This is a genomic window from Acidipropionibacterium virtanenii, assembly GCF_003325455.1.
GTDB classification, from domain to species: Bacteria; Actinomycetota; Actinomycetes; order Propionibacteriales; family Propionibacteriaceae; genus Acidipropionibacterium; species Acidipropionibacterium virtanenii.
In genome coordinates this window covers 3,305,717-3,327,327 of the sequence record NZ_CP025198.1, presented here as the reverse complement: position 1 = coordinate 3,327,327, position 21,611 = coordinate 3,305,717, and the positions used below count along the sequence as shown (strand labels likewise).

Below are 21,611 nucleotides of genomic sequence, written 5' to 3'. Positions count from 1 at the left end.
GTCAGGTCATATGACCGAGCAGTCCATCACCGTTCCGAAGCACGCTGGAGACACCCGGACAGCCGTCGAGAACGCTGAGCACGGCTTCCGCGCGTCCAAGGAGCTGAGCGACAACCTGCAGAAGGTGGTCGTCGATTTCATCGCCCTGAGCCTGGTCGGCAAGCAGGCCCACTGGAATATCGTCGGGCCGAACTTCCGCGACCTTCACCTCAATCTCGATGAGGTCGTTGACATCGCCCGCGAAGGGTCCGACGAGTTCGCCGAGCGTCTGCGCGCCCTGCACGCCACCCCCGACGGCCGTCCGTCGGTGGTCGCCGCCCGCACCTCCATCGAGCAGTTCCCGCAGGGCGAGGTGTCGACCCACGACGCCATCGACCTGATGGTGGCCGCCATCGATGCCACCGTCGCCACTATGCGCGAGGTGCATGACGCCGTCGACGCCGAGGATCCGACCACCTCGGACATGCTGCACGAGTACACCCAGAAGCTGGAGCAGCAGGCCTGGTTCATCAGCGCCGAGACCCGCGCTCCCGAGAAGGCCTGAGCCTGGTAGTCACAACGAGTCATGATGCGGCGGTGCCGCCGACCCGAACGGTCGGCGGCACCGCCGCATTCTGCGCGTCAGGCAGTGTTGCTGGCCAGGCCCGGAGCGATCAGGAAATCTCGTCGAGTGTGGATGCGGGCGGCTCACCGCTGCATCCGAGCATCAGGTCGACCTCTTCGGCGGGGACGGCCTTGATGCGGCCCGCGCGGAGGTCTGCGGTCCGGTCGGCGATGTGCTGCTCCCATTCCGTGAGGTCCGGGTCGCGCTCAAGATCGTTACCCACGGCTGCCCGCATTCAACCCCGGTGCACGAGGTCGGCGTAGTCGGGATGGCGCTGGATCCATGAGTCGACGTAGGGGCAGGTCGGCGTGACAGTCAGTCCGCGGCCCCGGATGTCGTCGAGGCCGTGGCGGACCAGTGCCCCGGCGACGCCCTTGCCCTCGTACTGAGGGAAGACCAAGGTGTGGGGCAGGTCGACGACGTCGCCCGTCCGCTCGTAGTCCAGGTATCCGGCGAGTTTGCCGTCCAGGCGCGCCTCGTAGCGGTGCTCCTCGGTGTTGTCGGTGATGGTGGGCGTGGCCATGTGTCCTCCTCCGTCGGTGTGTGGCCCAGTGTAGGGGCGCAATTTCTCGCTCCAGAACCGCATGATCGTGGTCGCCGACGTCGATCCGGGGGTTCTGGAACGAGAATTTGTCGCTACTTCACGGGCTCCCACCATGCGGCCCGGATGTCGTCGATCCCCTCGACCGGCAGCGCCGGTCCCCAGGGTTCGGCGAAGGTGCCGTCGGGGCCGGCGTCCAGGCCAGCCGCCACCCGGTCCCCGGCCGACAGCACCTGCGGGTCGGCGGCCAGTCGGCGCGCCCAGGCCCACAGGTTCGGGTAGTCGACCAGGGAGGCCGCGCCCCAGCCCAGGTGCGCCCGGTAGTGCAGGTCCCAGCCGAGCAGCAGCCCGAACAGGGTCAGGTCGGCGGTGGTCGGCTCATCGCCGAGCAGGAACCGTCGATCCGCCAGCCGGAGATCGAGCAGTCCTAGGCGGGCGAAGAGCAGCCGGGAGACGGCGTCGCGCACCGGTTGCGCGGTGGAGAACACCACCTCCTCCAGCGCGCCGATGAGCTCGGCGCCGATCACCTGCTCCAGGGTGTCGATCTCCTCGCGCCGGGCCGCCGGGTAGATCCCGCTCCCGGACGCCGTGGCCAGAGACCGCGAGATCCACGACCAGTCGTCGCTCACCAGGAGTCCCTCCCCGTCCAGCAGCACCGGCGAAGCCACCTCCTGCGACCATTCCACCCGAACCCATTCGGGTGCCGCGATACGCGCCCCCAGCACCGCCCCCCAACTGCGGGGAGAGGACGCCGGGGCCACCAGCCGCAGCCGCCGGTCCGGCAGCTCGGCCGGCCCGGGGCGCCGGGGCGCCTCGGGGTGGAAGCGGCCGGCGTCCTCAACCCCGGCGGGGCGCAGTGCGGTGATGCTCACAGGATCTCCTGGTCTCGGGAAGGGCGAATCGACGGCCGGCGCGGCGGCGCGTTCGATCGACGGCGGGTCGGCCACCGGATCGGGCACCCGGTAGGTGAAGCTCCGCAACCGCTGGTGGCCGTCGACCACAGCCGTCTCCTGTTCGATGCGCCGCACGAATCCGTAGTCGACATAGACCTTGTGGGCCGCGGTCATCTGCGGCCCGGAGTGGATCTCCACGGTGCCCAGCCCCAGCGATCGGGCGAGGTCCACGGCATGATCGGTGAGAAGCCGGCCCAGACCCAGACCGCGGCCCCGCGGTCCGACCCCCAGGATGTTGAAGGTGAAGGCGTCGGACTCCAGATACCGCGGCTGGGGTGTGAGGACGGCCGCCAGGACGCCGTCGTCATCGGCCACCACCCACACATTCGACGTCGCCGCCCGGGACTCGATGGCGTGCAGGCTCGCGATGTACTCCGGGGTCGACCAGCAGCCCGTGGTGAACGCCGCCTCCAGGACGTCGCCCACCTCCTCGTACTCCTCGGGCAGCGCGTGGCGCAGCACCAGGGGGCCCGAGCCGACCCGGGAGTCGCCCAGGACCTGCAGCCACAGGCCGACCGGGATCGGCCGCAGCGAGGCGATCACCTCGGGCGGATACGAGTGGGCGTCGATGACGGGCCTGACGGCGGTGCTCACTTCAGGTTCCACAGTTCGAAGGAGCCGCCCGATCCCGGGCCGGAGTACAGCGGCGAACCGGCCAGCTGCTCGCGCCCGCTCGGCTCGCGCCACGCCGCCAGGGCCTCGGCGGCGTCGGGCAGCTCGATCCCCTCGGCGAAGCCCTGTCCCTGGACGTACTCGCCCGAGGGTCCCGGCAGCAGGTTGAGGAAGTAGAGCTCCCGATCGTCGACGAAACCGTGCTGGAAGAGATCGCGGGCATATCCCCACAGATTCCCGAAGTCGGTCAGATGCTTGACGTCGTCCTCCCCCAGAATCGCGGCCAGCCGCGGACGGTAGCTGCGCTCGTAGGAGGACAGCGTCTGGAACAGCCGGATGTCGGAATCGGTGAGACGGTCGCCGAACAGATAGCGTCGCGAGTCCAGCCGGAAATCGTAATCGGCCAGGCGGGCCTCGAAGATTCCCAGCGCGGCCCGGGCGGCCTGCGGGTTGGTGGCGAAGATCACCTTGTAGGTGCCGTTGTTGACGTCGTCGAAGATCTGCTGGTTGAGCAGATTGATCTCCTCGCGCAGATCCTCGGGATACAGATCCGGGGCGTCGGCCTTGTGGAAGGGCCTCCACACGCTCGCAAGATCCAGATCGATGGTGTGGTAGGAGTTCGTGACCACTTTCCCGGTCTCGATGTCGATGATCGTCGGGGAGGTGCCCCGGCCCGTGAAGCCCGGGATGGTGCGCTCGTAGAAGGAGTTGAGCCGGTCCGACCCCCACTTCGCGACGACGTCGCCCTGGGTCTCGCTGATCCGCCATCCGGCGCCGTCGCGGCCGTAGAGCGGCACGAAGGGCAGGGCCTCCTCGAGGCCGAGCAGCCGGATCGCGATGAGCTGGCGCCTGCACCAGCCGCAGCTCACCGAACCCAGCAGCCGGTAGCGCCCCGGCTCGGCCGGGTACTGGCCCGGCCCCTCGCCGAAGCGCACCGGGAAGAGGTTGCGCTGGCGCCGGAAGGCCCCGTCGGGGGTCTGCTCGGTATTGGTCTCGGGGAACGCCTTGACCGGTTCGAAGGTCTTGGGCTCCTCGGTGTTGAGCTCGGTCTCGAAATCTGCGACGACGGCGGACATATCGTCTCCTTCTCTCGTTCTTCTCGGGTGGGGTTACAGGGACCAGTCGATGCGCGGCGACGGCGGCACGATCCCGGTGGGGTTGATGTGCAGCTGGGTGCCGTAGTAATGGCGCCGGATCTGGTCAAGATCGGTGGTGGCTCCGAAGGCCGGAATGGCGTACAGCCGACGGGTGTAGGCCCACAGATTCGGTAGGTCTACCAGGCGGTTTCGATTGAGCTTGAAATGGCCGTGGTAGACCGAATCGAATCGTGCCAGAGTGGGCCACAGCCGGATATCGGCCTCGGTGAGCCGGCCGCCGACCAGGAACTCGCGGCCGTCGGCCAGCAGCTCCTCCAGCAGATCGAGGGTCTCGAAGACCTCCCGGTACCCGGCCTCGTAATCACTCTGCGTGGTGGCGAATCCTGCGTGGTAGACGCCCTCGTTGAGGTGAGGGCCGACGACGTCGTTGAGGGCGTCGATCTCGTCGCGCAGCGGCACGGGGTACAGGTCGAGCCCCGGCTCGCCGGCCCACTGGTTGAACTGGGAACCCAGATCCAGGGTGATCTCCGGATAGTGGTTCGAGACCACCTGGCCGCTGCGGGTGTCCCACAGCACCGGCACCGAGACCCGCCCGGTGTAGACGCCGCCGGGCACCGAGGCCTCGTAGGCCTGGGACAGGAGGGCGAAGCCGTTGGCCCGGTCCAGGGTCTGGCCGAGGCCGCCGTGCCGCCGGGACGGATCAGCGCCGGCCCGGAAGGCCCAGCCGCGCCCGTCGCGGATCGGATCGACCACCGAGACGCCGATCACCTCCTCCAGACCCTTGAGCGCCCGCACGATGAGTGTGCGGTGGGCGAAGGGGCAGGCCAGGGACACGTACAGGTGGTAGCGGCCCGCCTCCGGCGGAAACTCCCCGTTCGGATCGATGCGGCCCCGGAAGGGGTAGACGTCGGCATCGGCCCCGGCGCCGAAGGGGGCTTTCCGGGCCTCGCCGCGCGGCTCGTAGATCGTCCCGTAGGTGTCGAAGTCGACGGGGCTCGCCTCGTGAACGACCGAGCCGGGGGAGTTGCCCTCGATGAGCGCCGTCACTTCGACGCCACCCACGCGGTGTAGGCGCTGAAGGGACCGCCGGTGGCCGGATCGGCCACGATCCCGGCGACCTTCTCAGCATTGTAGGCGTAGGTGTCCTGGGTCACCGCCAGCGGAAGGGCGTAGTACTTCTCCTTGGTGACGTACTCCTGAATGGTCTTGTAGGTCTTCTTGCGGGCCGCCGTGTCATTGCTGAACCGGGCGTCGTCGATCAATTTCTCGAGCTGCTTGTCGTTGTATCGTCCGCGGGCGATGTATCCGCGCGACGGATCGGACGAGTAGTACAGCAGGTCGAAGGGCACCACCGGATCGGCACCGCCGTAGGAGTTGTCGAAGATCTCGTAGTCGTTGGCCTTGGCGCGGTTGGCCTCGGTGCCCAGGTCCACCGCCTGGAACTTGTAGTCGATGCCGATATTCTGCTTGAGCGCCGCAGCCAGGGCCACATTGAGCTGGTCCCGGCTCTCGCGGACGTAGTCGGAGGCCGAGACGGTGCGCACCGTCAGCGTCTTGCCCCTCTTGGTGCGGATGCCGGACGCATTCTTCGTCGCCCAGCCGGCCTTGTCGAGCAGTTTGTTGGCAGCCGCCTTGTCGAATTTCAGCCAGTTCTTCAGGGACGGATCCTGGTAGGGGCCGAGAAGATTGTAGGGAGCCCAGGCGCGCTGATAGGTGCCGCGATAGATGCTGTTGACGATGGCGGTGATATCGGCCCCCTGGGCGAACGCCTGACGGACCCGGATATCCTCGAAGGGTGTCTTGGAGACGTTGAAGTACAGCGAGTACGGGGAGCCCGCCGCAGTGGCCCGCACATAGGCGAACCTCGGATTCGAGGTGAAGGTCTCCACGTCCAGCGGCTGGATGTCTGAGGCGACGTCCACCTGGGAGCGGGACAGTGCGCCGGTGCGCGCCGAGCCCTCCTTGAGGGTGCGGTAGGTCACCTTCTCGAGGTGGGCGGCCTTCTGGCCCTTGGCGATCGCGGCCGGCGCCCAGGCGTAGTCCTTGCGTCGGGTGAAGACGATCTCGGTGTTGAGGGAGTACGTGCTGATCGTGAAGGGCCCGGTACCGGCGATCTTCGGGCCGCCGGCCTGCAGCTCGTCCATGGACAGGGCCAGGCTCTTGGGGGAGATGGGGGCCGCGGTCACGCCTGCCAGCCAGGTGAGGAAGTAGTTGTCGGGCTTGGAGAGGGTGAATTTCACCGTGTACGGCCCGGTGGCCTCGTACTTCTTCAGGGAGCTGAGCGCGCCGGCCGCCGAGGTGGCGTACTTGGCGTCGGAGAGCTTGTCGAAGTTCTTGACGACGGCGGCCGCGTTGAACTTCTCCCCGTCGGAGAAGGTGACGTCGGTGCGCAGTTCCAGAGTGAGGACCGTGCCGTCGGCCGACGGGGTGATCGTCCTGGCGAGCCACGGCTGGTACTTGCCGTCGCCGTCCAGGAAGATCAGCGAGTCGAAGGCGTTGCGCAGGATCGGGCGGGCCTTGTCCTGGCCGTTGGTGTGCGGGTTGGCCGAGGACAACTGGGTCTCGATGGCCCAGATCAGCGCGCCGCCGTCGACGGGCTTGCCGGTGGGGGTTGCCGGGGAGGCGCTCGAGGATGATCCGCCGCAGGCGCTCAGGACCGGTCCGAGTGCGGCCAGGCCGGCGGCGGCCATGATGAGCGAGCGTCGGCCGACGGGGCGGTTGAACGGATCGAGGGGAGAGGTCATGTCGGATTCCTTGCGAGTGATGGCGGGGAAGGGGTGATGGGGAAGGGGGATACAGCGGAGGAAGGGACGCCGGCTCAGGCGTGCAGTCGTCCGGGCCGGGGGGCGTCGGTGGTGGTGAGCCGGGGGATCGCGGCCACCAGTTCCTGGGTGTAGGGGTGCAGGGGATGGGTGAAGACGTCGTCGACGTCGCCGGACTCGATGACCCGGCCGTAGCGCATCACCAGCACCTGATCTACGAGGTGGTGGACGACACCCAGGTCGTGGGAGATGAACACCAGGGCGGTGCCGGTGCGCTCGGCCAGGTCGGAGAACAGGTCGAGCACCGCGGCCTGGATGGAGACGTCCAGGGCCGAGACGGGCTCGTCGCAGATGAGCGCCCGGGGCTCCAGGGCCAGGGCGCGGGCGATGGCGATGCGCTGGCGCTGCCCGCCCGACAGCCGTCTCGGCGAGGCGTCGATGAAGCTCGGGTCCAGGCCGACGGAGCCGAGCAGATCGGCCACCGCCTCGCGGGCCCCGGTCGCGCGGAGACTGATGCCCAGCGGCTCGGCGATGATCTCGCCGATCGAGTAGCGGGGGTCGAAGGAGCCGAGCGGATCCTGGGAGATGAACTGCACCTGACGTCGCAGGTCGGCGTCCACCCCCTCCTTCCGGGACCACGGCAGTCCGCCGATCCTGATCTCGCCCTCATCGGGGAGGGTGAGATCCAGCAGCAGCCGGGCCAGGGTGCTCTTGCCCGATCCGGACTCCCCGACGATGCCGAGCTTCTGGCCGGGCGCCAGGGTGAGGCTGACGTCGTCGACGGCGGTGCGCGATCCCCCGCCGGGCAGCGGGTAGCGCTTGGTGACGCCCGCGGCCTCGAGCACCGGGGCGGCGTCATCGTGCCCCTCGGCGTCGGAACCCGTGCTGATCGGGGCTGTGCTGATGGGAACAGGGGAGCCCGTGGACAGCCGGGTGCCCCTGGTCGACGCCGAGGGGACCGCCGCCAGCAGCGAGCGGGTGTAGGAGTCGGCGGGGTTCGACAGCACCCGGGTGGTGGGGCCCTCCTCCACCACGACGCCGTCGTGCATCACCAGCACCCGGTCGGCGATCCGCGAGACCACAGCCAGGTCGTGGGAGACCAGCAGCAGGGCCGTGCCGTCTGCCCGCCTGGCCTCCAGCAGGTCGAGGATCTGCGCCTGGACGGTCACATCCAGGGCGGTGGTGGGCTCGTCGGCGATGAGCAGGTCGGGCCCGCCGGCCAGCGCCGAGGCGATCAGCGCGCGCTGCCGCAGCCCGCCCGACAGCTGGTGGGGGTACTGGCGGGAGCGGACCTCGGCGTCGGGGATGCCGGCCTCGCGCAGAAGCTCGTCGACCCGTCCGGGAATCTGCCGCCGACCCACGATCCGGTGGGTGCGCAGGGTCTCGGCGATCTCGCGGCCGACGGTGCGCAGCGGGTCCAGGGAGGTCAGGGCGTCCTGCAGGACGAATCCGATCCGGCGTCCGCGGATGTCGCGCCACTGGCTCTCGCGAAGTCTCAGGGCGTCGCGTCCGAGGACGCTGAACTCGTCGGCGCTCACCTGGGCGTTGTCGCCGGCCAGGCCGACGATGCTGCGCGAGGTGACGGACTTCCCGGATCCGGACTCCCCGACGATGGCCACGGCCTCGCCGGGATTGATGGTCAGCGAGATCCCGCGCACCGCATGCACCTCGCGGCGCCCGGTGAAGCGGACGTCGAGGTTGCGGATGTCGACCAGCGGCCTTGTGCCGGTCTCGGTGCTGTCGGTGTCCGCGCCGGCCGCGGCATCGGCCGCGTCGGGAACCACGCGGAGACGGTGACCTGGTCGGTTCCTGGTGATGCTCATGACGACCTTCTCTCGTAACGGGCCTGGAGGGTGCGGCCCAGCACGGTGGCGGCGATGACGACGACGGTGACGGCGGCTCCCGGGAACACCCCGAGCCACCAGGCATGACGCAGGTAGTCGCGGGACTCGGCGATCATGAGCCCCCATTCGGGATTGGGGGGCTGGGGGCCCAGCCCCAGGAAGCTCAGCGCCGCCGAGGAGACGATGGCCTCGCCCAGCCCGATGGTGGCGATGATCGGCAGGGAGCCCAGCGCGTTGGGCAGCACGTGACGCAGCAGAGAGCGGAACCCGGTGATGCCGTAGGTGCGGGCCTGTTCCACGTAGCCGGCCTGACGGGTGGTGAGGACCTGGGTGCGCACCAGCCGGGCGTACTTGGGAATGCCGGCGATGCCGATGGCCACGATGAGATTGGTGACGCCGGGGCCGGTCAGCGCGATGAAGAGCAGCGCCAGCAGCACCTCCGGGAAGGCCGCGAGGATGTCGACGGCCCGGCTGACGACCATGTCTGCCCAGCGGGGCGCGGTGGCGGCGAGGATGCCGAGCAGCAGGCCGGCCGCCAGGGCCAGTGCGGTGGCCCCCAGCCCGATGGACAGGGAGTAGCGCGCCCCGTGGATGATCCGGGAGAAGACGTCGCGGCCCTGCAGGTCGGTGCCGGCCCAGTGGGCGGCCGAGGGAGCCGCCAGGGAGGCGGTCGGGTCGGCGAACAGCGGGTCGGTCCGGACGAGCAGGTTCGGGACGATCGCGGTGACGGCGGCCAGACCCAGCACGGTGCCGGAGGCGACGATGGTGAGGTTCGAGCGGCCGGTGCCGGGGCGGCGGGCGGAGACGGGAAGTGTGAGGACGGCCACGGTCAGCTCCTGGCGGTTGAGGCGGCGCGCAGCCGCGGGTCGATGGCCAGGGCGGCGACGTCGACCAGGGTGGAGGCGATGACGAAGGCCGCGGTGGCGACGATGGTGACGCCGAGGATGAGGGGCACGTCCTTGACGTTGACCGCCTGGACGGCGATCTGGCCCAGGCCGGCGCGGCCGAAGACCTGCTCGACGACCACCGCGCCGCCGATGAGGCTGCCGATGATGAGTCCCAGCACGGTGATCACCGGGACCGTGCCGTGCTTGAGGGCGTGGCCGGCGTAGACGCGGGATTCCGAGAGACCGCGGGAGCGCGAGGTGAGGGCGAAAGGCTGTTCCATGGCCCGGTCGGCGCCGTCGCGCAGGATCTGCGCCAGGTAGCAGCCGATCGGAAGGGCCAGGGACAGGGCGGGCAGCACCAGGGCCTGCGGGGAGTTCGGGTCGACGATGGAGAACCAGCCGAGCTTGAAGCTGAGGACCAGCAGCAGCACGATCCCGATCCAGAAGGCCGGGGCCGAGAGCAGGACGAGTTCGATGACCTGGGAGACCGGCCGCAGGCGCCGCAGCCGGGTCGATGTGCCGAGGGTGATGAGGTAGGCGATGATCACCGCGCCGACGGTGGCTGCCCCGGCCAGTTGGAGGGTGGGGCCGATGGACTCGGCGAGCAGCTCGGTGACCGGGCGGCTGAAGGTGTAGCTGACGCCGAGATCGCCGGTGGGAATGCGCACCAGGTAGAGCAGGTACTGGTACCACAACGGGTGGTCGAGGCCCCAGCGCGCGATGGTGCGGGCCCGCAGCACCGGGTCGTCGCGGTTCTGGCCGAGCAGCAGGGAGACGGTGTCGCCCGGGGTGGCGTGGACGGCCAGGAAGGTCAGCGTGACCGCGGCCCACAGGACGAAGACGGCGCCCAGGATCCGGGAGACGATGAGGCGGATCAGGGCGGAGCGCTGTGCCCTGGAACGGGCTTCCGGGGCCTGCTCGACGGGGCCGCCGAGAGAGGTGTCGGAGACAAGATGCTGCATATGTGTTCCATCTGATGGGCCAGACCGGGGCGCCGCGGGGCGCACGGGTACTGGGTGATGCGGCGTGATGACGGGGGAGCGGTGCGCGGGAAGAGGTCAGCCCTGCGCGGCGGGTCTCCTGGGGTGCTGGGGTGCTGGCGTCTCCGGGGTTACCGGGGTTCAGCAGCTGGTGATGCGCTCGCCGGTGATGCGGCGGTGTCCGCGGATCAGCAACAGGAGGAGACCGGACACATGCACATACACATCTGGTGGCGGGCGGTTGGTGCCGTGCCTCCAGCGGTGCGCATCCTGGTGCTCACAGTGTCTCCTCGATCTGGGGTCCGGGACCCCACTGATGCCCGGTGGGTCCGGGCCTGACGTCACCGCTCTCGGCGACGTCAACGGTCACGCTAACGGCAGGGCCGCGGACGTGGCAAGCCACGTCTTGAAATGTGAGACCAAGTCTTGAAATATGGACAAGAACAACCTGGAACCCACGCCCGTCCACTCCTGGCCGGCCATGTCCCTCTCACTCCGGATCAGCCACCTCCCCGCCCTGGCCGGCCGTGCCCCCCACCCACCCTCACGCAGCGCCAGAGTTCGAACGCGGCGCCAGGTATTCCAGGCGGTGCGTTCGAACTCTGGCGCTGCGTGGATATCCCGTGGCCTGAACCGACGGCGACGGGGGCGAGGTGCCCCTTCCGGGCGCATAGGGTGGCGGACACCGGCCCGCGGCGAAAGCCCGGCCCGCAGGCCGAGGATCGACCGAGGAGCATGACATGAGCGGATTCAGTGACGAGGAGCGCGCCGCCATGAAGCAGCGCGCCGAGGAGTTGCGCACCACCAAGGGCCTCAAGGGGGCCGCGAAGATCGCCAAGGATCTGGAGGCCTGCGCCGCCGCCATCGACGCCCTCGACGGCGTCGACAAGGAGGTCGCGGTGCTGCTGCACCGGATCGTCTCCGAGGAGGCGCCCCGGCTGACACCCAAGACCTGGTACGGATTCCCCACCTACGCCGCCGACGGGACGAACATCGTCTTCTACCAGCCGGCGTCCAAGTTCAAGACCCGCTACGGCACGGTGAACTTCGACGAGCACGCGAACCTGGACGACGGCCCGATGTGGCCGGTCTCCTTCGCCGTGGTCGAGGTGGACGACGCCGTCGAGCAGCGGCTGCGAGAGCTGGTCAGGAGGGCCGTGGGCTGAGCTGCCGGGGCCGCCGCGTCATCGGCGCGCGGCCTTCGGTACCGGGCCCTCCGGCCCGTCCTCAGCGACCCGCCTGCGCCGGACCCGCCGGCACCGCCCGGACCTGGGTGGCCTTGATCGTGCACCACAGCGTCTCGCCCGGCGAGATCCCCAGCTCGGTCCAGGCGCCGATGGTCACCTGAGCCCTGATGGTCTCCCCGGAGTCCAGGGTGACCAGCACCGTCACCAGCCCGCCCGACTGCTCGACCCCGGCCACCGTCCCGGGCAGACAGGTGCGCGGTGATCCGGGGACCGGTTCGCGGTGCAGGGCAACGGTGCGGGGGGCGAAGACCAGGGCGACCTCGTCCCCCTCGGCGATGGTCTCCGCCCCCTCCGCCCCTGACGTCTCCTCCCCCGATCCCGTCACGGCCACCAGGCGCCGCTCCCCGATCGACACCGACACCAGATGGTCGCTGTCCACCTGCGCCCGTCCCCGGATCATGTTCACCCCGGCCAGCCGGGCGGTGAAACCGGTGGTGGGGGAGGCCAGCAGGGCCGATGGCGAGCCGTCGGCGACCACCCGCCCGCCGTCCATCACCAGCAGGCGGGAGGCCACCTGCACGGCATCGATGACGTCGTGGGTGATCAGGATCGCCGTCGTTCCGGTGGCCGCCAGTCGTCGGCGCAGCACCCGCTGCACCATCGCGCGGGACTCCACGTCCAGAGCCGCGGTCGGCTCGTCCAGGATGAGCACGTCGGGGGCCACGGCCAGCGCCCGCGCCAGTCCGACCCGGGCGGCCTGCCCCCCTGACAGCTCATCTCCGCGCCGGCCGGCCAGATCCAGGCAGCCCGCCCCCGCCAGCTCCGCACGGGCGATCCGGCGGGCCCGCTCCCGCGACGCGCCGTGGCTGCGGGGCCCGTAGGCCACGTTGTCGAGCACGGACATGTGCCCGAAGATCCGTGCCTGCTGGGTGAGCAGCGCCACTCCGCGACGTCGCGGAGGCAGAAGCACGCCCGCGCCGTCGACCAGCCTCCCGCCGATCCGCAGCTCTCCCGAGTCCAGCCCCAGCAGCCCGGTGATCACCCCGGCCAGGGTGGATTTCCCGGCGCCGTTGTGACCCATCACAGCAATCACCTCACCGGCGTCCACCCTGAGATCGACATCCCAGCCGCGCTCCCGGATCCGCCCCCGGACGCGCACCGAGCTGGGTGCTGACGTCGGCTCATCGGGATCCGCGGGGGAGGGGGAGACAGCCGCAGCGGGAGCGGCTGCCTTCGCGCCGAGGATCTTCGCGCCGAGAACCCCTGCACCGCGCCGCCTCCGCCGTCGTCGGGGCGTCCACTCGGTGAGGGCCACCACGATCGCCCCGACGACCACCAGCATCAGGCCCAGCGCCAGCGCGGTGTCCGAATCGGTCTCCCGGGCCAGGTAGATCTCCAGCGGCATGGTGCGCGTGGTGCCCTGCAACGACCCGGCGAAGGTCAGCGTCGCCCCGAACTCGCCCAGGCACCGGGCCGCCGCCAGGGCGGTGCCACGGGTCAGGGCCGGTGTCATGGTCGGCAGGGTGATGGTGGCCAGCACCCTGCTCGGCCCGGCCCCCAGCGCGGCGGCGGTCTCCTCCAGGCCCCACGGACGGGTGCGGACGGCCGACTCCAGGGTGGTGACCAGGAAGGGCAGGGAGACGAAGACCTGGGCCATCACCACGGCCACCGTGGAGAAGGCGATCGAGACGCCGGCGGCCTCCAGCCGGGCGCCGATCAGCCCGCGCCGCCCGAAGGTGGCCAGCAGCGCTATCCCGGCCACCACCGGCGGCAGGGAGAGCGGCAGCAGCACCACCACCCGCGCCACCCGCACACCCCGCCAGTCGCGGGCCAGCAGCAGCGCCAACGGGACGCCGAGCAGCAGATCGATGAGGATCGCGGACAGGCAGGTGCGCAGGCTCAACGACAGGGCGTCGCGCGCCGCTTCGGTGCCGATCAGGGCGGGCAACCGCGTCCACGGCACCCGCTGCCCCATGCCGAGCAGCGGCAGCACCAGGGCGCAGATGCCGGCCACCGCCAGGACGGCGATCCAGACCGGCAGTGGTGCCGGGTCGAGCGCCCGGCCGCGACGGGTCTCCCGCGTGATCACCACCTCCGGTCAGGATGCCGGTGAGAAGCCGGGGTCGGCCAGCACCTTCTGCCCCTGGGCCGACGTCACCTGGGCGATGAACTGACGCGCCAGGTCGGCGTTCTTCGAGCTCTTCGTGGCCGCGATGGGGTAGTGGTTGACCACCTTGTCGGCGTCCTCGATGGCGACGGCGGTCACCTTCTTGCCGCTGGCGGCGGCGTCGGTCCGGTAGACGATGCCGGCGTCCGCCTGCCCGGACTCCACCTTGCCGCGGACGTCGGTGACCTTCTCCTCCTCGCTCACGGGTGCCAGGGTGACGCCGAGCTTGCCCGCAAGCTCCTTGGTCGCGTTGCCGCAGGGCACCGCGGGGGCGCAGATCACCAGCTTCCTGCCGGTCAGCGAGGAGTCGAGGCCGGTGATCCTGGCGGGGTTGCCGGGCGGGGTGATGAGAATCAGCGTGTTGGTGGCGAACTCGGTGGTGGTCCCCACCAGGGAGGCCTTGGTGGCCTTGTCCATATTCTTGGTGTCGGCGGTCGCCAGCACATCGGCCGGTGCCCCCTCCGACAGCTGCTCGACCAGCGTCTGGGAGCCCTCGTAGGAGAAACGGACCGTGACGCCGGGATGGGCCTTCTGGAAGTCCTTCCCGATCTGGTCGAAGGACTTGGTCAACGACGCCGCGGCGAAGACGGTCAGGGTCGTGGGCTTCGCGGACGCCGGGGCTGAGGCCCTCGACGAGTCGTCGGCGCTCGAGCATGCGGCGACCGGGGAGAGAAGTGCGGCGGTGAGGGCGACGGCGAGGGCGGATCTGCACCTGAGGAGCGGGTGCCTGAGAATCGGGTGCGTCATCATCGGGTCTCCATCAGCGGGTGAGTGGTAGTTCGATCGATACGTTGGTGGCCTTGACCTGCGCGACGGCGATGGATCCGACCTCAAGGCCGAGATCGCGGACCGCCTCGGTGGAGATGAGGGAGACGATCCGCGAGCTCCTCGCGATGAGGTCGACCTGGCTCATCACCGCATCGGAGGTGACGGCGGTGACGATGCCCTGGATGTGGTTGCGCGCCGACTGGACGCCCGACCCGTCCTCCAGGCCTGGGCGTGCCCGCTGCTGGTCGGTGAGGAACCGGGCCAGGCTCGCACCGTCGATGCGCAGCCGTCCGGCGTCGTCCTTGGCGGCCTCGACCTGGCTCTGATCTATCCAGCGGCGGACGGTGTCGTCGGAGACGCCGAGCAGTGTGGCCACATCCGAGATGCGATGGGAAGGCATGGGCGACAATATACCGGAGATCCCCGTTGTAAATGATGGAATACTCCCGATACGAGGATCGACAGAGAGATGCCCGCCGAAGATGAGGAGAAGACATGTCCTATGACCTGACCGGCACCGGTGCCCGGATCATCGTCGTCAACGACCGGGTGATCTCCGGCGAGCGCTCCGACAAGGCGGGTCCGGCGGCCCGTGCCCGGATCGAGGAGGCCGGGCTCTCACCGGTGGATCTCGCGGTGGTGGCCGAGGACGCCGGGCAGGTCCGTACGGCCCTCGCCGCCGCGCTGGAGACCCCGGCTCGGCTCGTCCTGGTGCTGGGAGGTACCGGCTTCAACCGCCGGGACCGGGTTCCCGAGGAGGTGCGGGCCGTGATCGAGGTGGAGCTGCCGGGCATCGCCGAGCAGATCCGCGCCCACGGGCTGGAGAACACCCCGCTGTCGAGCCTGTCCCGGGAGGTGGTCGGCGTCACCTCGCGCGACGCCCACGGCGCCCTGGTGGTCGCCTCGCCGGGATCGAGGGGAGGGGCGTCGGACACCCTGGACGTCGTCGTCCCCCTGCTGCCTCACGTCCTCGCCCAGCTCGACGAGGAGTGAGGGCGGGCGTCGCCCGGGAGTCTCATTCGCCCCGCGGCTGCAACCCGTGTCACTAGACTCCCCCCAGAACTTCACACCGCCGGACGATCTGGGCCGGCGATCTGGCTGCCGGTTGCGGCTGTAGGCGCACCGAGACTCGACAGGAAGGACCGCCGCGATGCTCACAGGGAGAGTGCCCCTCAGATTCAGGGTGGCCGTGATCGCCACGGTGGCCGGGTCCATGGTCCTGGCCGGCTGCGGCGCAGGATCGTCGAAGAGCAGTTCCGGCGGCGACGGCTGCACCGACGTCGTCGTGGCGACCTCCTCGGAGAAGGTCAACCTCATGGAGAAGCTGGGGGAGAGGTTCAAGGACTCCGAGCAGGCCAAGGGGCTGGCGGGCTGTGCGACGATCCGGCCCGTGAACGTGGCCTCCGGCAAGGCCTCGGAGTATCTGTCGGCGTCCACGAAGACCTGGCCGCTGGGAGCCGCGGACGCCCCCGCGATCTGGTCCCCGGCCTCCACCGTGTGGACCGACCGCGTCACCTCCATCGCCGGCGACAAGGTCTTCACCGAGGCCAAGAGCTTCACCAGGACGCCTATCGTCTTCGGCATGCCCGAGTCGATGGCCAGGGCGCTGGGCTATCCGGGCAAGCAGATCAGCATCAAGCAGATCCACGACCTCATCAAGAACCCCAAGGGCTGGGATGCGGTCGGCAAGCCGCTGTGGGGCTCCTTCAAGATCGCCAAGACCAACCCGAACAGCTCCACATCTGGCCTGTCGACCCTCCTCATGCAGGCCTACGCCGCCGACGGCAAGCAGAAGGACCTGACCACCGACGACGTCGCCAAGGCCAAGACCTTCTCCCAGGCCTTCGAGTCCGGGGCCATCCACTACGGCGACACGACCGGCAAGGTGCTGGCGAACCTGGCCGACCGCAGCTCGGGGCAGGGATCGTCCTACGTGAGCGCGGTGGCGGTCGAGGAGACCTCGATCTACAACTACAACATCGGCAATCCGGACTCCCACACCGTCCAGCCCGGGGAGAAGCTCACCCCGCCCAGCGAGAAGCTGGTGGCCGTCTATCCCAAGGAAGGCTCCATGTGGAGCGACAATCCGGCAGCGGTGCTCGGCGCCGACTGGGTGACCGCCGAGCAGAAGGCGGCCGCCACGGCCTTCGTGAGCTTCCTGCACACCAAGGAGGCTCAGCAGCTCCTGCCCGACTACGGCTTCCGCCCGCTGGACAGCAGCGTCGACGCGAGCCGGAAGCTCAATGACAAGGTCGGCATCGATCTCAAGAAGCCCGCGGTGACGCTGCCTCAGCCCTCCGCGCAGGTGGTCTCGGCGGCCATCGACCAGTGGGCGCAGATCCGCAAGCCCTCGGCCGTGCTGCAGCTCGTCGACGTCTCGGGGTCGATGTCCGGCAGCATCGGCGGCGGGAAGACCAGGCTCGACGGCGCGATCGAGGGGGCGACGAGCACCCTGGGCGCGGTGCGCCCCACCGACGAGATCGGCGTCTGGGCCTTCACCACGGGTATGACGTCGACGATCGACGGCAGGGCGGCCCCGGGTATCGGGGTGGTCCGCCCGTTCTCGACCCTCGGCGCGGACAAGGAGGGGCTCAAGTCCGACATCCGCGACCTGGCCAACACCCGCCAGGGCGGCACCCCGCTCTACGACGCCGTCAACACCGCCTACGACTACATGAAGAAGCACGCCGAGTCCGGCCGCATCAACGCCATCATCGTGCTGTCCGACGGGGAGGACGCCGGCTCGAAGATGGCGTTGTCCACCCTGATCCAGAAGCTCAACGCCGACCAGAAGGAGGGCGGCGACGACAAGCCGGTGCGGATCTTCACCATCGCCTACTCGAAGAACGCCGACACCAACACGCTGGGCAGGCTGGCGAAGGCCTCCGGCGGACAGTCCTTCGACGCGACCGATCCGACGAAGATCACCGACGTCTTCCAGCAGGTCATGAACAATTTCTGAGGGGTACACGTTGGCTACCACACGATCGATCCTGGCCGTCGCCGGCGCTGCGATCATTGCCGCCGCGGTGCTGGGGGCCGCCCCGGCCGCGGCGGACTCCGGGGCCGATGCGGTCGTGACCGCCTGCGGCTCCCAGCCGGTGTGCCTCTACGGCGACGCCTCGATCTCGAACGCCCCCCGGCTGAGGAGTTCGCTGCCCGACGGCGTCCAGGTGGTCGTCATCCCCCAGCCCGACCAGGCCCAGAGCGTCTCCTCGAGTTCCATCGCCGCCGCCGTCAAGGACGCGGGCCGGGCGCGCACCGTCATCGTCATCGAGGACCAGCCGGCCAAGGACCGGTTCGCGGTCGCCTCCGATGACGACGCCGCGTCGATCAGCAAGGCGCTGTACGGGCAGAACGAGGCCGATGGCGGCGTCGCGGTGGCGGCCATCCGCAGCGATCTGGTGCCCCCCGAGACCGGTGGCGTCCCCCTCGGCGTGGTGGCCTCGATCATCACGAGCGTCGTCGTGCTGGTGGGCGGCGGCGTCGGCATCGTGGCCGCCCGGCGGCGCAGGGCGGTGCGCGGCGCCCGTCGCCAGCAGCAGGACAAGCAGCTGCGCAAGGATCTGGACGACGCCCTGGACGGCCCCGACGGCCGGTATGTGCGCGAGGCCGTCGACCGGCTCCGCGATCTGGCCGCCGGCTATCCGGGGATCGGGCAGCGCATCTCGGCGCTGGCCGGCCACATCACCGACCTCTTCGTGCGCGTCGAGAGGCGCGGCACCGACCAGCAGATGAGGCTGCTGCAGTCGCAGTACAAGGACACCCTGTCCAAGCTGCTCAAGGGGCTCAGCCCGGACTACTACGGCGACATCCTCGCCAATCCGCAGTACTGGTCGGGCCCCGAGGCGCGGACCGCGGAGGTCCATCGGGCGATCGACGCCGTGGACCATCAGGTCATCGACAACATCCGGCAGGTCAACGAGTCCCGCGACCTGGAGTTCCAGGTCGCGCTGGGATCGCTGGTGCGCGCCGTCGACGAGGCCAAGCTCTCGGACGTCTACAGCGACCAGGATGAATAGCAGCACCCGCAACACACCGGGCGTCACGCCCGCCTATCGAGTGGAGACAAGCCATGCCGGATCAGCCCGAGGACACAGTGCAGCCCGAGGAGACAGTGCAGCCGGAGGAGACGGTGGCGGTGGACTTCGCCGCCCTGCTGGAGCCGGGAGACACCCGCAGCAGCGAGGTCGCGGGCACCGCCCTTGAGGTCGCGATCGCCGCGGCGCCGGGGGCCGACGCCGCGGCGGCCACGCCCGAGGAGGCGAGCTTCCAGTTCCGCAGCCTGCTGTCGGACAAGCAGCTGGGAGATCTCAAGCGGGGAGCTCCGGCGCTGGCCGGGAAGTTCGTCGCCGACGCCAACCAGATCGTGAGCTTCGGCGGGCCGATCATGAAGAAGATGAACGACGCGTCCAGCCAGCTGCTGGAGGCCCAGCGGCACATCAAGGTGCCCCAGGCCGATCGGATCGTCAACGACATGCTGCGCGAGATGGACGGCTTCGAGAAGAAGTGGCGTTCGGTCAAGATCGAGAACGCGGTGGGCGCCGTCAAGGGCTTCTTCAAGAAGTACCGGTACACGCTGTCGACGATGGTGCGCGAGTCCAAGCCCATCTCCGACAAGATCGACCTGGCGGAGGTGAAGCTGTCCGAGATGGAGACGGCCCTGGCCGACAACATCACCCGCGGCCAGCTGCTGCACAAGCAGACCCTGGAGCACATGGACAATGTGGTCGCCGTGCTGGCCGCCCTGGAGCAGGTGATCGAGGAGCTGCGCGCCCAGTTCGACGAGGCGGATGCGGCGCTGCGCGCCGCCGAGGCCTCCGGGAGTCAGTCCGCCGACTACAAGGGAGAGACGATCTCGGCGTCCAAGCTGCGCGAGATCCACTCCGGCCTGTCGTTCACGCTCTCGGAGACCGAGAAGACATGGGCCGACTGGCGCACCCAGTTCTTCCTGGGATTCGCCCATGCGCCGGCCACCCGTAACCTCGTCGTCACGACCTTCGCACTGCGCCGCCGGCTGGCGGCCTTCCGCACCATGGGCCTGCCCTCGGCCAGGCAGTCGCTGGCGCTGTGGCAGCAGGCGGCCTTCGCCAAGGAGGGCGCGCAGTTGGGGGAGGCGGTGCAGGAGGGCACGAACAAGCTCATCCAGGCGGCGTTCACCGAGACGGCGAAATCGATCGACCAGGTGGCGAACGCCGCCCAGGCGCCGGTCATCACCGAGGAGACGATCTGGACGATCATCGACTCCGTGAAGTCCCAGTGCCATTCGATCGTGCAGGCGGACAAGGCCGGCCGGGCGCTGCGGGCACGCAACATCAAGGCCCTGGAGAACGGCGAGACGGCCATCGAGGACGCCGTGGTCGCCTCGCAGCGAGCCATCGCGGACGCCTCGCGGCGGGGCGAGGCCACGACGGCTTCGCAGGCGCCGTCCGGCGGCGACGCCGGGGACGACCTGCTGGGCAAGCTCATCGAGTGAGGAGGAGACGGCCCTGCGTAGGGCAGTGTGTCGTACAATATGTGTTATGGGAACGCTGACGATTCGCACGGATGAGAAGACCGAGGAGGCGCTCGAGGAGCTCACGGCCGGCGGGCTGTCGAAGTCCGAGGCGGCCCGCGCAGCCATCCTCGAGGCCGGTCGCGCCCTTCGGCGGCGCCTGATGCGCGAGGAGGCCAGGGCTCTGCGAGATGACCCTGAGGAGCGGGCCGCGGCCAAGGAGCTCGCCGCTGAGATGGACCAGATCAGTGCGTGGTGACATCTACCGGCTGAGATCTCCCCGTGATGCCCGCGGTCATGAGCAGGCGGGGCGCCGGTTCGCCGTCGTCGTCCAGTCCGACGACCTGCCCCTGTCGACCTGGCTCGTCGCTCCCACGTCGACCGGCCGCAGGCCCGCATCCTTCCGTCCCGAGGTCGAGATCGACGGGGTGTCGACCCGCATCCTCATCGAGCAGGTCACCGCGATCGACCCCGAGGTCCGTCTCGGTGAGTTCGTCGGCCGGCTCACGCGTGAGGAACTCGCCTGGGTGGACCGTGCGCTCCTGGCCGTCCTGGCCCTGGACTGAGGAACTCCTTTGCCGATCCGGCCTGATCAGGTGAAATGTCGACGCCACCAGGCCAGGTCCTCGGGGGTGTCCAGGTCCCGGCACAGGTCGGCGTCGACGGGGACGTCGATCAGCCTGAGGCGCTTCAGCACGCCGCGCACGGAGCGATTGTCGAGGCTCCCGGCCGCCGCCAGCACCTCGTCGAGGGGTCGGCGCCGGTAGGCCCCCTGCAGGTACTGGCGGAAGGGCTCGGGTTCGCCGCCCATCGCCACCGCTCCATCTGTGCCACCAGTACCACCCGCGCCATCCGTCACCAGAGCGTTCAGCAGCAGGGGCGCCCATCGGCGGATCCCCGGGGAGTCCACCGCGCACACCAGCACCAGATCCCCGTCCTCTGGCGGTAGGACCATATCGTCGGGCAGGAGCGCCAGCCCGGCGCCGATCCCGGCCAGCGGCCCCGATCCGGGCGGGGCCTCCATGGTGCGCAGCGTTCCGGCTGGCATCCGCACCGATGGGGGAGCGACGACGACGTCGTGGCCCTCCCGTTCTCCCCGCAGCGCCCGGATCGATCCGAGCACCAGGTCCAGCAGCCGTGCGCCGCCCAGGCGCAGGTCCGCCTTCGAGGCGCCGCCGAGCCGCTCGGCGGTGCCCCCGGCCAGGATCACGGCATCGATCCGATCAGTCATGCTCCCGATCATGCCGCAGGGGCGCATCGTGGTAGTGAGCGCCGCTCGCTCCGACCGTCTGAGTGGCAGGGTCCCGAAGGCGTGTAGGAAATGTGGGAAATGACGCCCCCACTTCCTACACGCTCTCGGGGTTCCCGGTCACCGCAATCGGTGGTGCCGCATCATGTAGGACACGTATTACGTACGGGGGCGAGGGCGATGAAGCTGAACAGCAGGGGACAGGTGACGATTCCCGCCGGGCTGCGCCGCAGTCACGGCCTGGTGGAGGGTGACGAGGTCGATGTGGTGGATGACGGTGGGACGCTGCGCATTGTGGTCGACCGGCCGGAGGAGACGCGCGGTGACCGGGTGGTGCGCCGCATGCGGGGGAGGGCGACGACCGCCAGGACCACCGATGAGCTGATGAGGCTGCTGCGCGATGAGTGAGCCGGCCCTGGACCTCATCACCCCGTAGCCGGAGATCTGTAGGAAATGTGGGAAATGA

At 69.6% G+C, this 21,611-nt stretch carries 22 protein-coding genes; 9 read left to right on the top strand and 13 right to left on the bottom strand.

Annotated elements, in window-relative coordinates:
* Positions 1–10: 10 nt before the first annotated feature.
* Complete coding sequence (locus tag JS278_RS15280; RefSeq protein WP_114045938.1) at positions 11–544, top strand: Dps family protein; 534 nt, start codon at positions 11–13, stop codon at positions 542–544.
* Positions 545–653: 109 nt separating this feature from the next.
* On the opposite strand, the gene JS278_RS16115 is transcribed toward JS278_RS15280, so the two are convergent.
* From JS278_RS16115 to JS278_RS15240, 9 genes are all read right to left on the bottom strand, one after another.
* Positions 654–827, bottom strand: a complete 174-nt coding sequence (locus JS278_RS16115) for a hypothetical protein (protein WP_181833765.1) — start codon at positions 825–827, stop codon at positions 654–656.
* Between the two features lie 12 nt (positions 828–839).
* On the bottom strand, positions 840–1,127 hold the full coding sequence (locus JS278_RS15275; protein ID WP_114045937.1) for a GNAT family N-acetyltransferase: 288 nt from the start codon (positions 1,125–1,127) through the stop codon (positions 840–842).
* A 113-nt stretch (positions 1,128–1,240) separates the two neighbouring features.
* On the bottom strand, positions 1,241–2,692 hold the full coding sequence (locus tag JS278_RS15270) for a GNAT family N-acetyltransferase (protein ID WP_114045936.1): 1,452 nt from the start codon (positions 2,690–2,692) through the stop codon (positions 1,241–1,243).
* A complete protein-coding gene (locus JS278_RS15265) occupies positions 2,689–3,786 on the bottom strand; it encodes a glutathione S-transferase family protein (protein ID WP_114045935.1) in 1,098 nt (365 codons plus the stop codon). The genes JS278_RS15270 and JS278_RS15265 overlap by 4 nt, the downstream gene beginning before the upstream one ends.
* A 33-nt stretch (positions 3,787–3,819) precedes the next feature.
* Positions 3,820–4,869, bottom strand: a complete 1,050-nt coding sequence (locus tag JS278_RS15260) for a glutathione S-transferase family protein (protein WP_245935147.1) — start codon at positions 4,867–4,869, stop codon at positions 3,820–3,822.
* Positions 4,851–6,551: an ABC transporter substrate-binding protein gene (locus JS278_RS15255; protein ID WP_114045934.1), complete on the bottom strand. Its 1,701-nt coding sequence runs from the start codon at positions 6,549–6,551 to the stop codon at positions 4,851–4,853. Before JS278_RS15255 ends, JS278_RS15260 begins: the two co-directional genes overlap by 19 nt.
* Before the next feature lie 74 nt (positions 6,552–6,625).
* Complete coding sequence (locus JS278_RS15250; RefSeq protein ID WP_245935146.1) at positions 6,626–8,392, bottom strand: dipeptide ABC transporter ATP-binding protein; 1,767 nt, start codon at positions 8,390–8,392, stop codon at positions 6,626–6,628.
* Complete coding sequence (locus JS278_RS15245) at positions 8,389–9,240, bottom strand: ABC transporter permease (RefSeq protein WP_114045933.1); 852 nt, start codon at positions 9,238–9,240, stop codon at positions 8,389–8,391. The genes JS278_RS15250 and JS278_RS15245 overlap by 4 nt, the downstream gene beginning before the upstream one ends.
* 2 nt (positions 9,241–9,242) lie before the next feature.
* Complete coding sequence (locus JS278_RS15240; protein WP_114045932.1) at positions 9,243–10,262, bottom strand: ABC transporter permease; 1,020 nt, start codon at positions 10,260–10,262, stop codon at positions 9,243–9,245.
* 758 nt (positions 10,263–11,020) lie between these two features.
* Here JS278_RS15240 and JS278_RS15235 point away from each other — a divergent pair.
* A complete protein-coding gene (locus JS278_RS15235) occupies positions 11,021–11,446 on the top strand; it encodes an iron chaperone (RefSeq protein WP_114045931.1) in 426 nt (141 codons plus the stop codon).
* A 61-nt stretch (positions 11,447–11,507) separates the two neighbouring features.
* Here the strand turns inward: JS278_RS15235 and modB are convergent, their stop codons facing one another.
* The 3 genes from modB to JS278_RS15220 are packed head-to-tail and all read right to left on the bottom strand — an operon-like array spanning position 11,508 to position 14,802.
* Positions 11,508–13,508: a molybdate ABC transporter permease subunit gene (modB, locus tag JS278_RS15230; protein ID WP_342767043.1), complete on the bottom strand. Its 2,001-nt coding sequence runs from the start codon at positions 13,506–13,508 to the stop codon at positions 11,508–11,510.
* Between the two features lie 57 nt (positions 13,509–13,565).
* Complete coding sequence (gene modA, locus JS278_RS15225; RefSeq protein WP_114046381.1) at positions 13,566–14,381, bottom strand: molybdate ABC transporter substrate-binding protein; 816 nt, start codon at positions 14,379–14,381, stop codon at positions 13,566–13,568.
* 13 nt (positions 14,382–14,394) lie between these two features.
* Positions 14,395–14,802 (bottom strand): TOBE domain-containing protein, encoded by a 408-nt coding sequence (locus tag JS278_RS15220; RefSeq protein WP_114045930.1) that lies wholly within the window; start codon positions 14,800–14,802, stop codon positions 14,395–14,397.
* A gap of 95 nt (positions 14,803–14,897) precedes the next feature.
* Here JS278_RS15220 and JS278_RS15215 point away from each other — a divergent pair, with 95 nt between their 5' ends.
* The 6 genes from JS278_RS15215 (at position 14,898) to JS278_RS15190 (ending at position 20,462) form a co-directional block, all read left to right on the top strand.
* Positions 14,898–15,395 carry a MogA/MoaB family molybdenum cofactor biosynthesis protein gene (locus JS278_RS15215; RefSeq protein ID WP_114045929.1) on the top strand — a complete coding sequence of 166 codons (498 nt, stop codon included), beginning with the start codon at positions 14,898–14,900 and terminating at the stop codon, positions 15,393–15,395.
* Between the two features lie 157 nt (positions 15,396–15,552).
* Complete coding sequence (locus tag JS278_RS15210) at positions 15,553–17,364, top strand: substrate-binding and vWA domain-containing protein (protein ID WP_114045928.1); 1,812 nt, start codon at positions 15,553–15,555, stop codon at positions 17,362–17,364.
* A 10-nt stretch (positions 17,365–17,374) separates the two neighbouring features.
* A complete protein-coding gene (locus JS278_RS15205) occupies positions 17,375–18,424 on the top strand; it encodes a hypothetical protein (protein WP_114045927.1) in 1,050 nt (349 codons plus the stop codon).
* Between the two features lie 53 nt (positions 18,425–18,477).
* The gene (locus JS278_RS15200) at positions 18,478–19,878 is read left to right on the top strand and encodes a toxic anion resistance protein (RefSeq protein ID WP_114045926.1); all 1,401 of its coding nucleotides are present in this window, start codon (positions 18,478–18,480) and stop codon (positions 19,876–19,878) included.
* Positions 19,879–19,924: 46 nt separating this feature from the next.
* Positions 19,925–20,155, top strand: a complete 231-nt coding sequence (locus tag JS278_RS15195) for a ribbon-helix-helix protein, CopG family (RefSeq protein ID WP_114045925.1) — start codon at positions 19,925–19,927, stop codon at positions 20,153–20,155.
* Complete coding sequence (locus JS278_RS15190) at positions 20,145–20,462, top strand: type II toxin-antitoxin system PemK/MazF family toxin (protein WP_114045924.1); 318 nt, start codon at positions 20,145–20,147, stop codon at positions 20,460–20,462. Before JS278_RS15195 ends, JS278_RS15190 begins: the two co-directional genes overlap by 11 nt.
* A gap of 26 nt (positions 20,463–20,488) precedes the next feature.
* Here JS278_RS15190 and mobA read toward each other — a convergent pair whose 3' ends face one another.
* The gene (gene mobA, locus JS278_RS15185; protein WP_114045923.1) at positions 20,489–21,127 is read right to left on the bottom strand and encodes a molybdenum cofactor guanylyltransferase; all 639 of its coding nucleotides are present in this window, start codon (positions 21,125–21,127) and stop codon (positions 20,489–20,491) included.
* A 198-nt stretch (positions 21,128–21,325) separates the two neighbouring features.
* Here mobA and JS278_RS15180 point away from each other — a divergent pair, with 198 nt between their 5' ends.
* Positions 21,326–21,553: an AbrB/MazE/SpoVT family DNA-binding domain-containing protein gene (locus tag JS278_RS15180; RefSeq protein WP_114045922.1), complete on the top strand. Its 228-nt coding sequence runs from the start codon at positions 21,326–21,328 to the stop codon at positions 21,551–21,553.
* Positions 21,554–21,611: the final 58 nt, after the last annotated feature.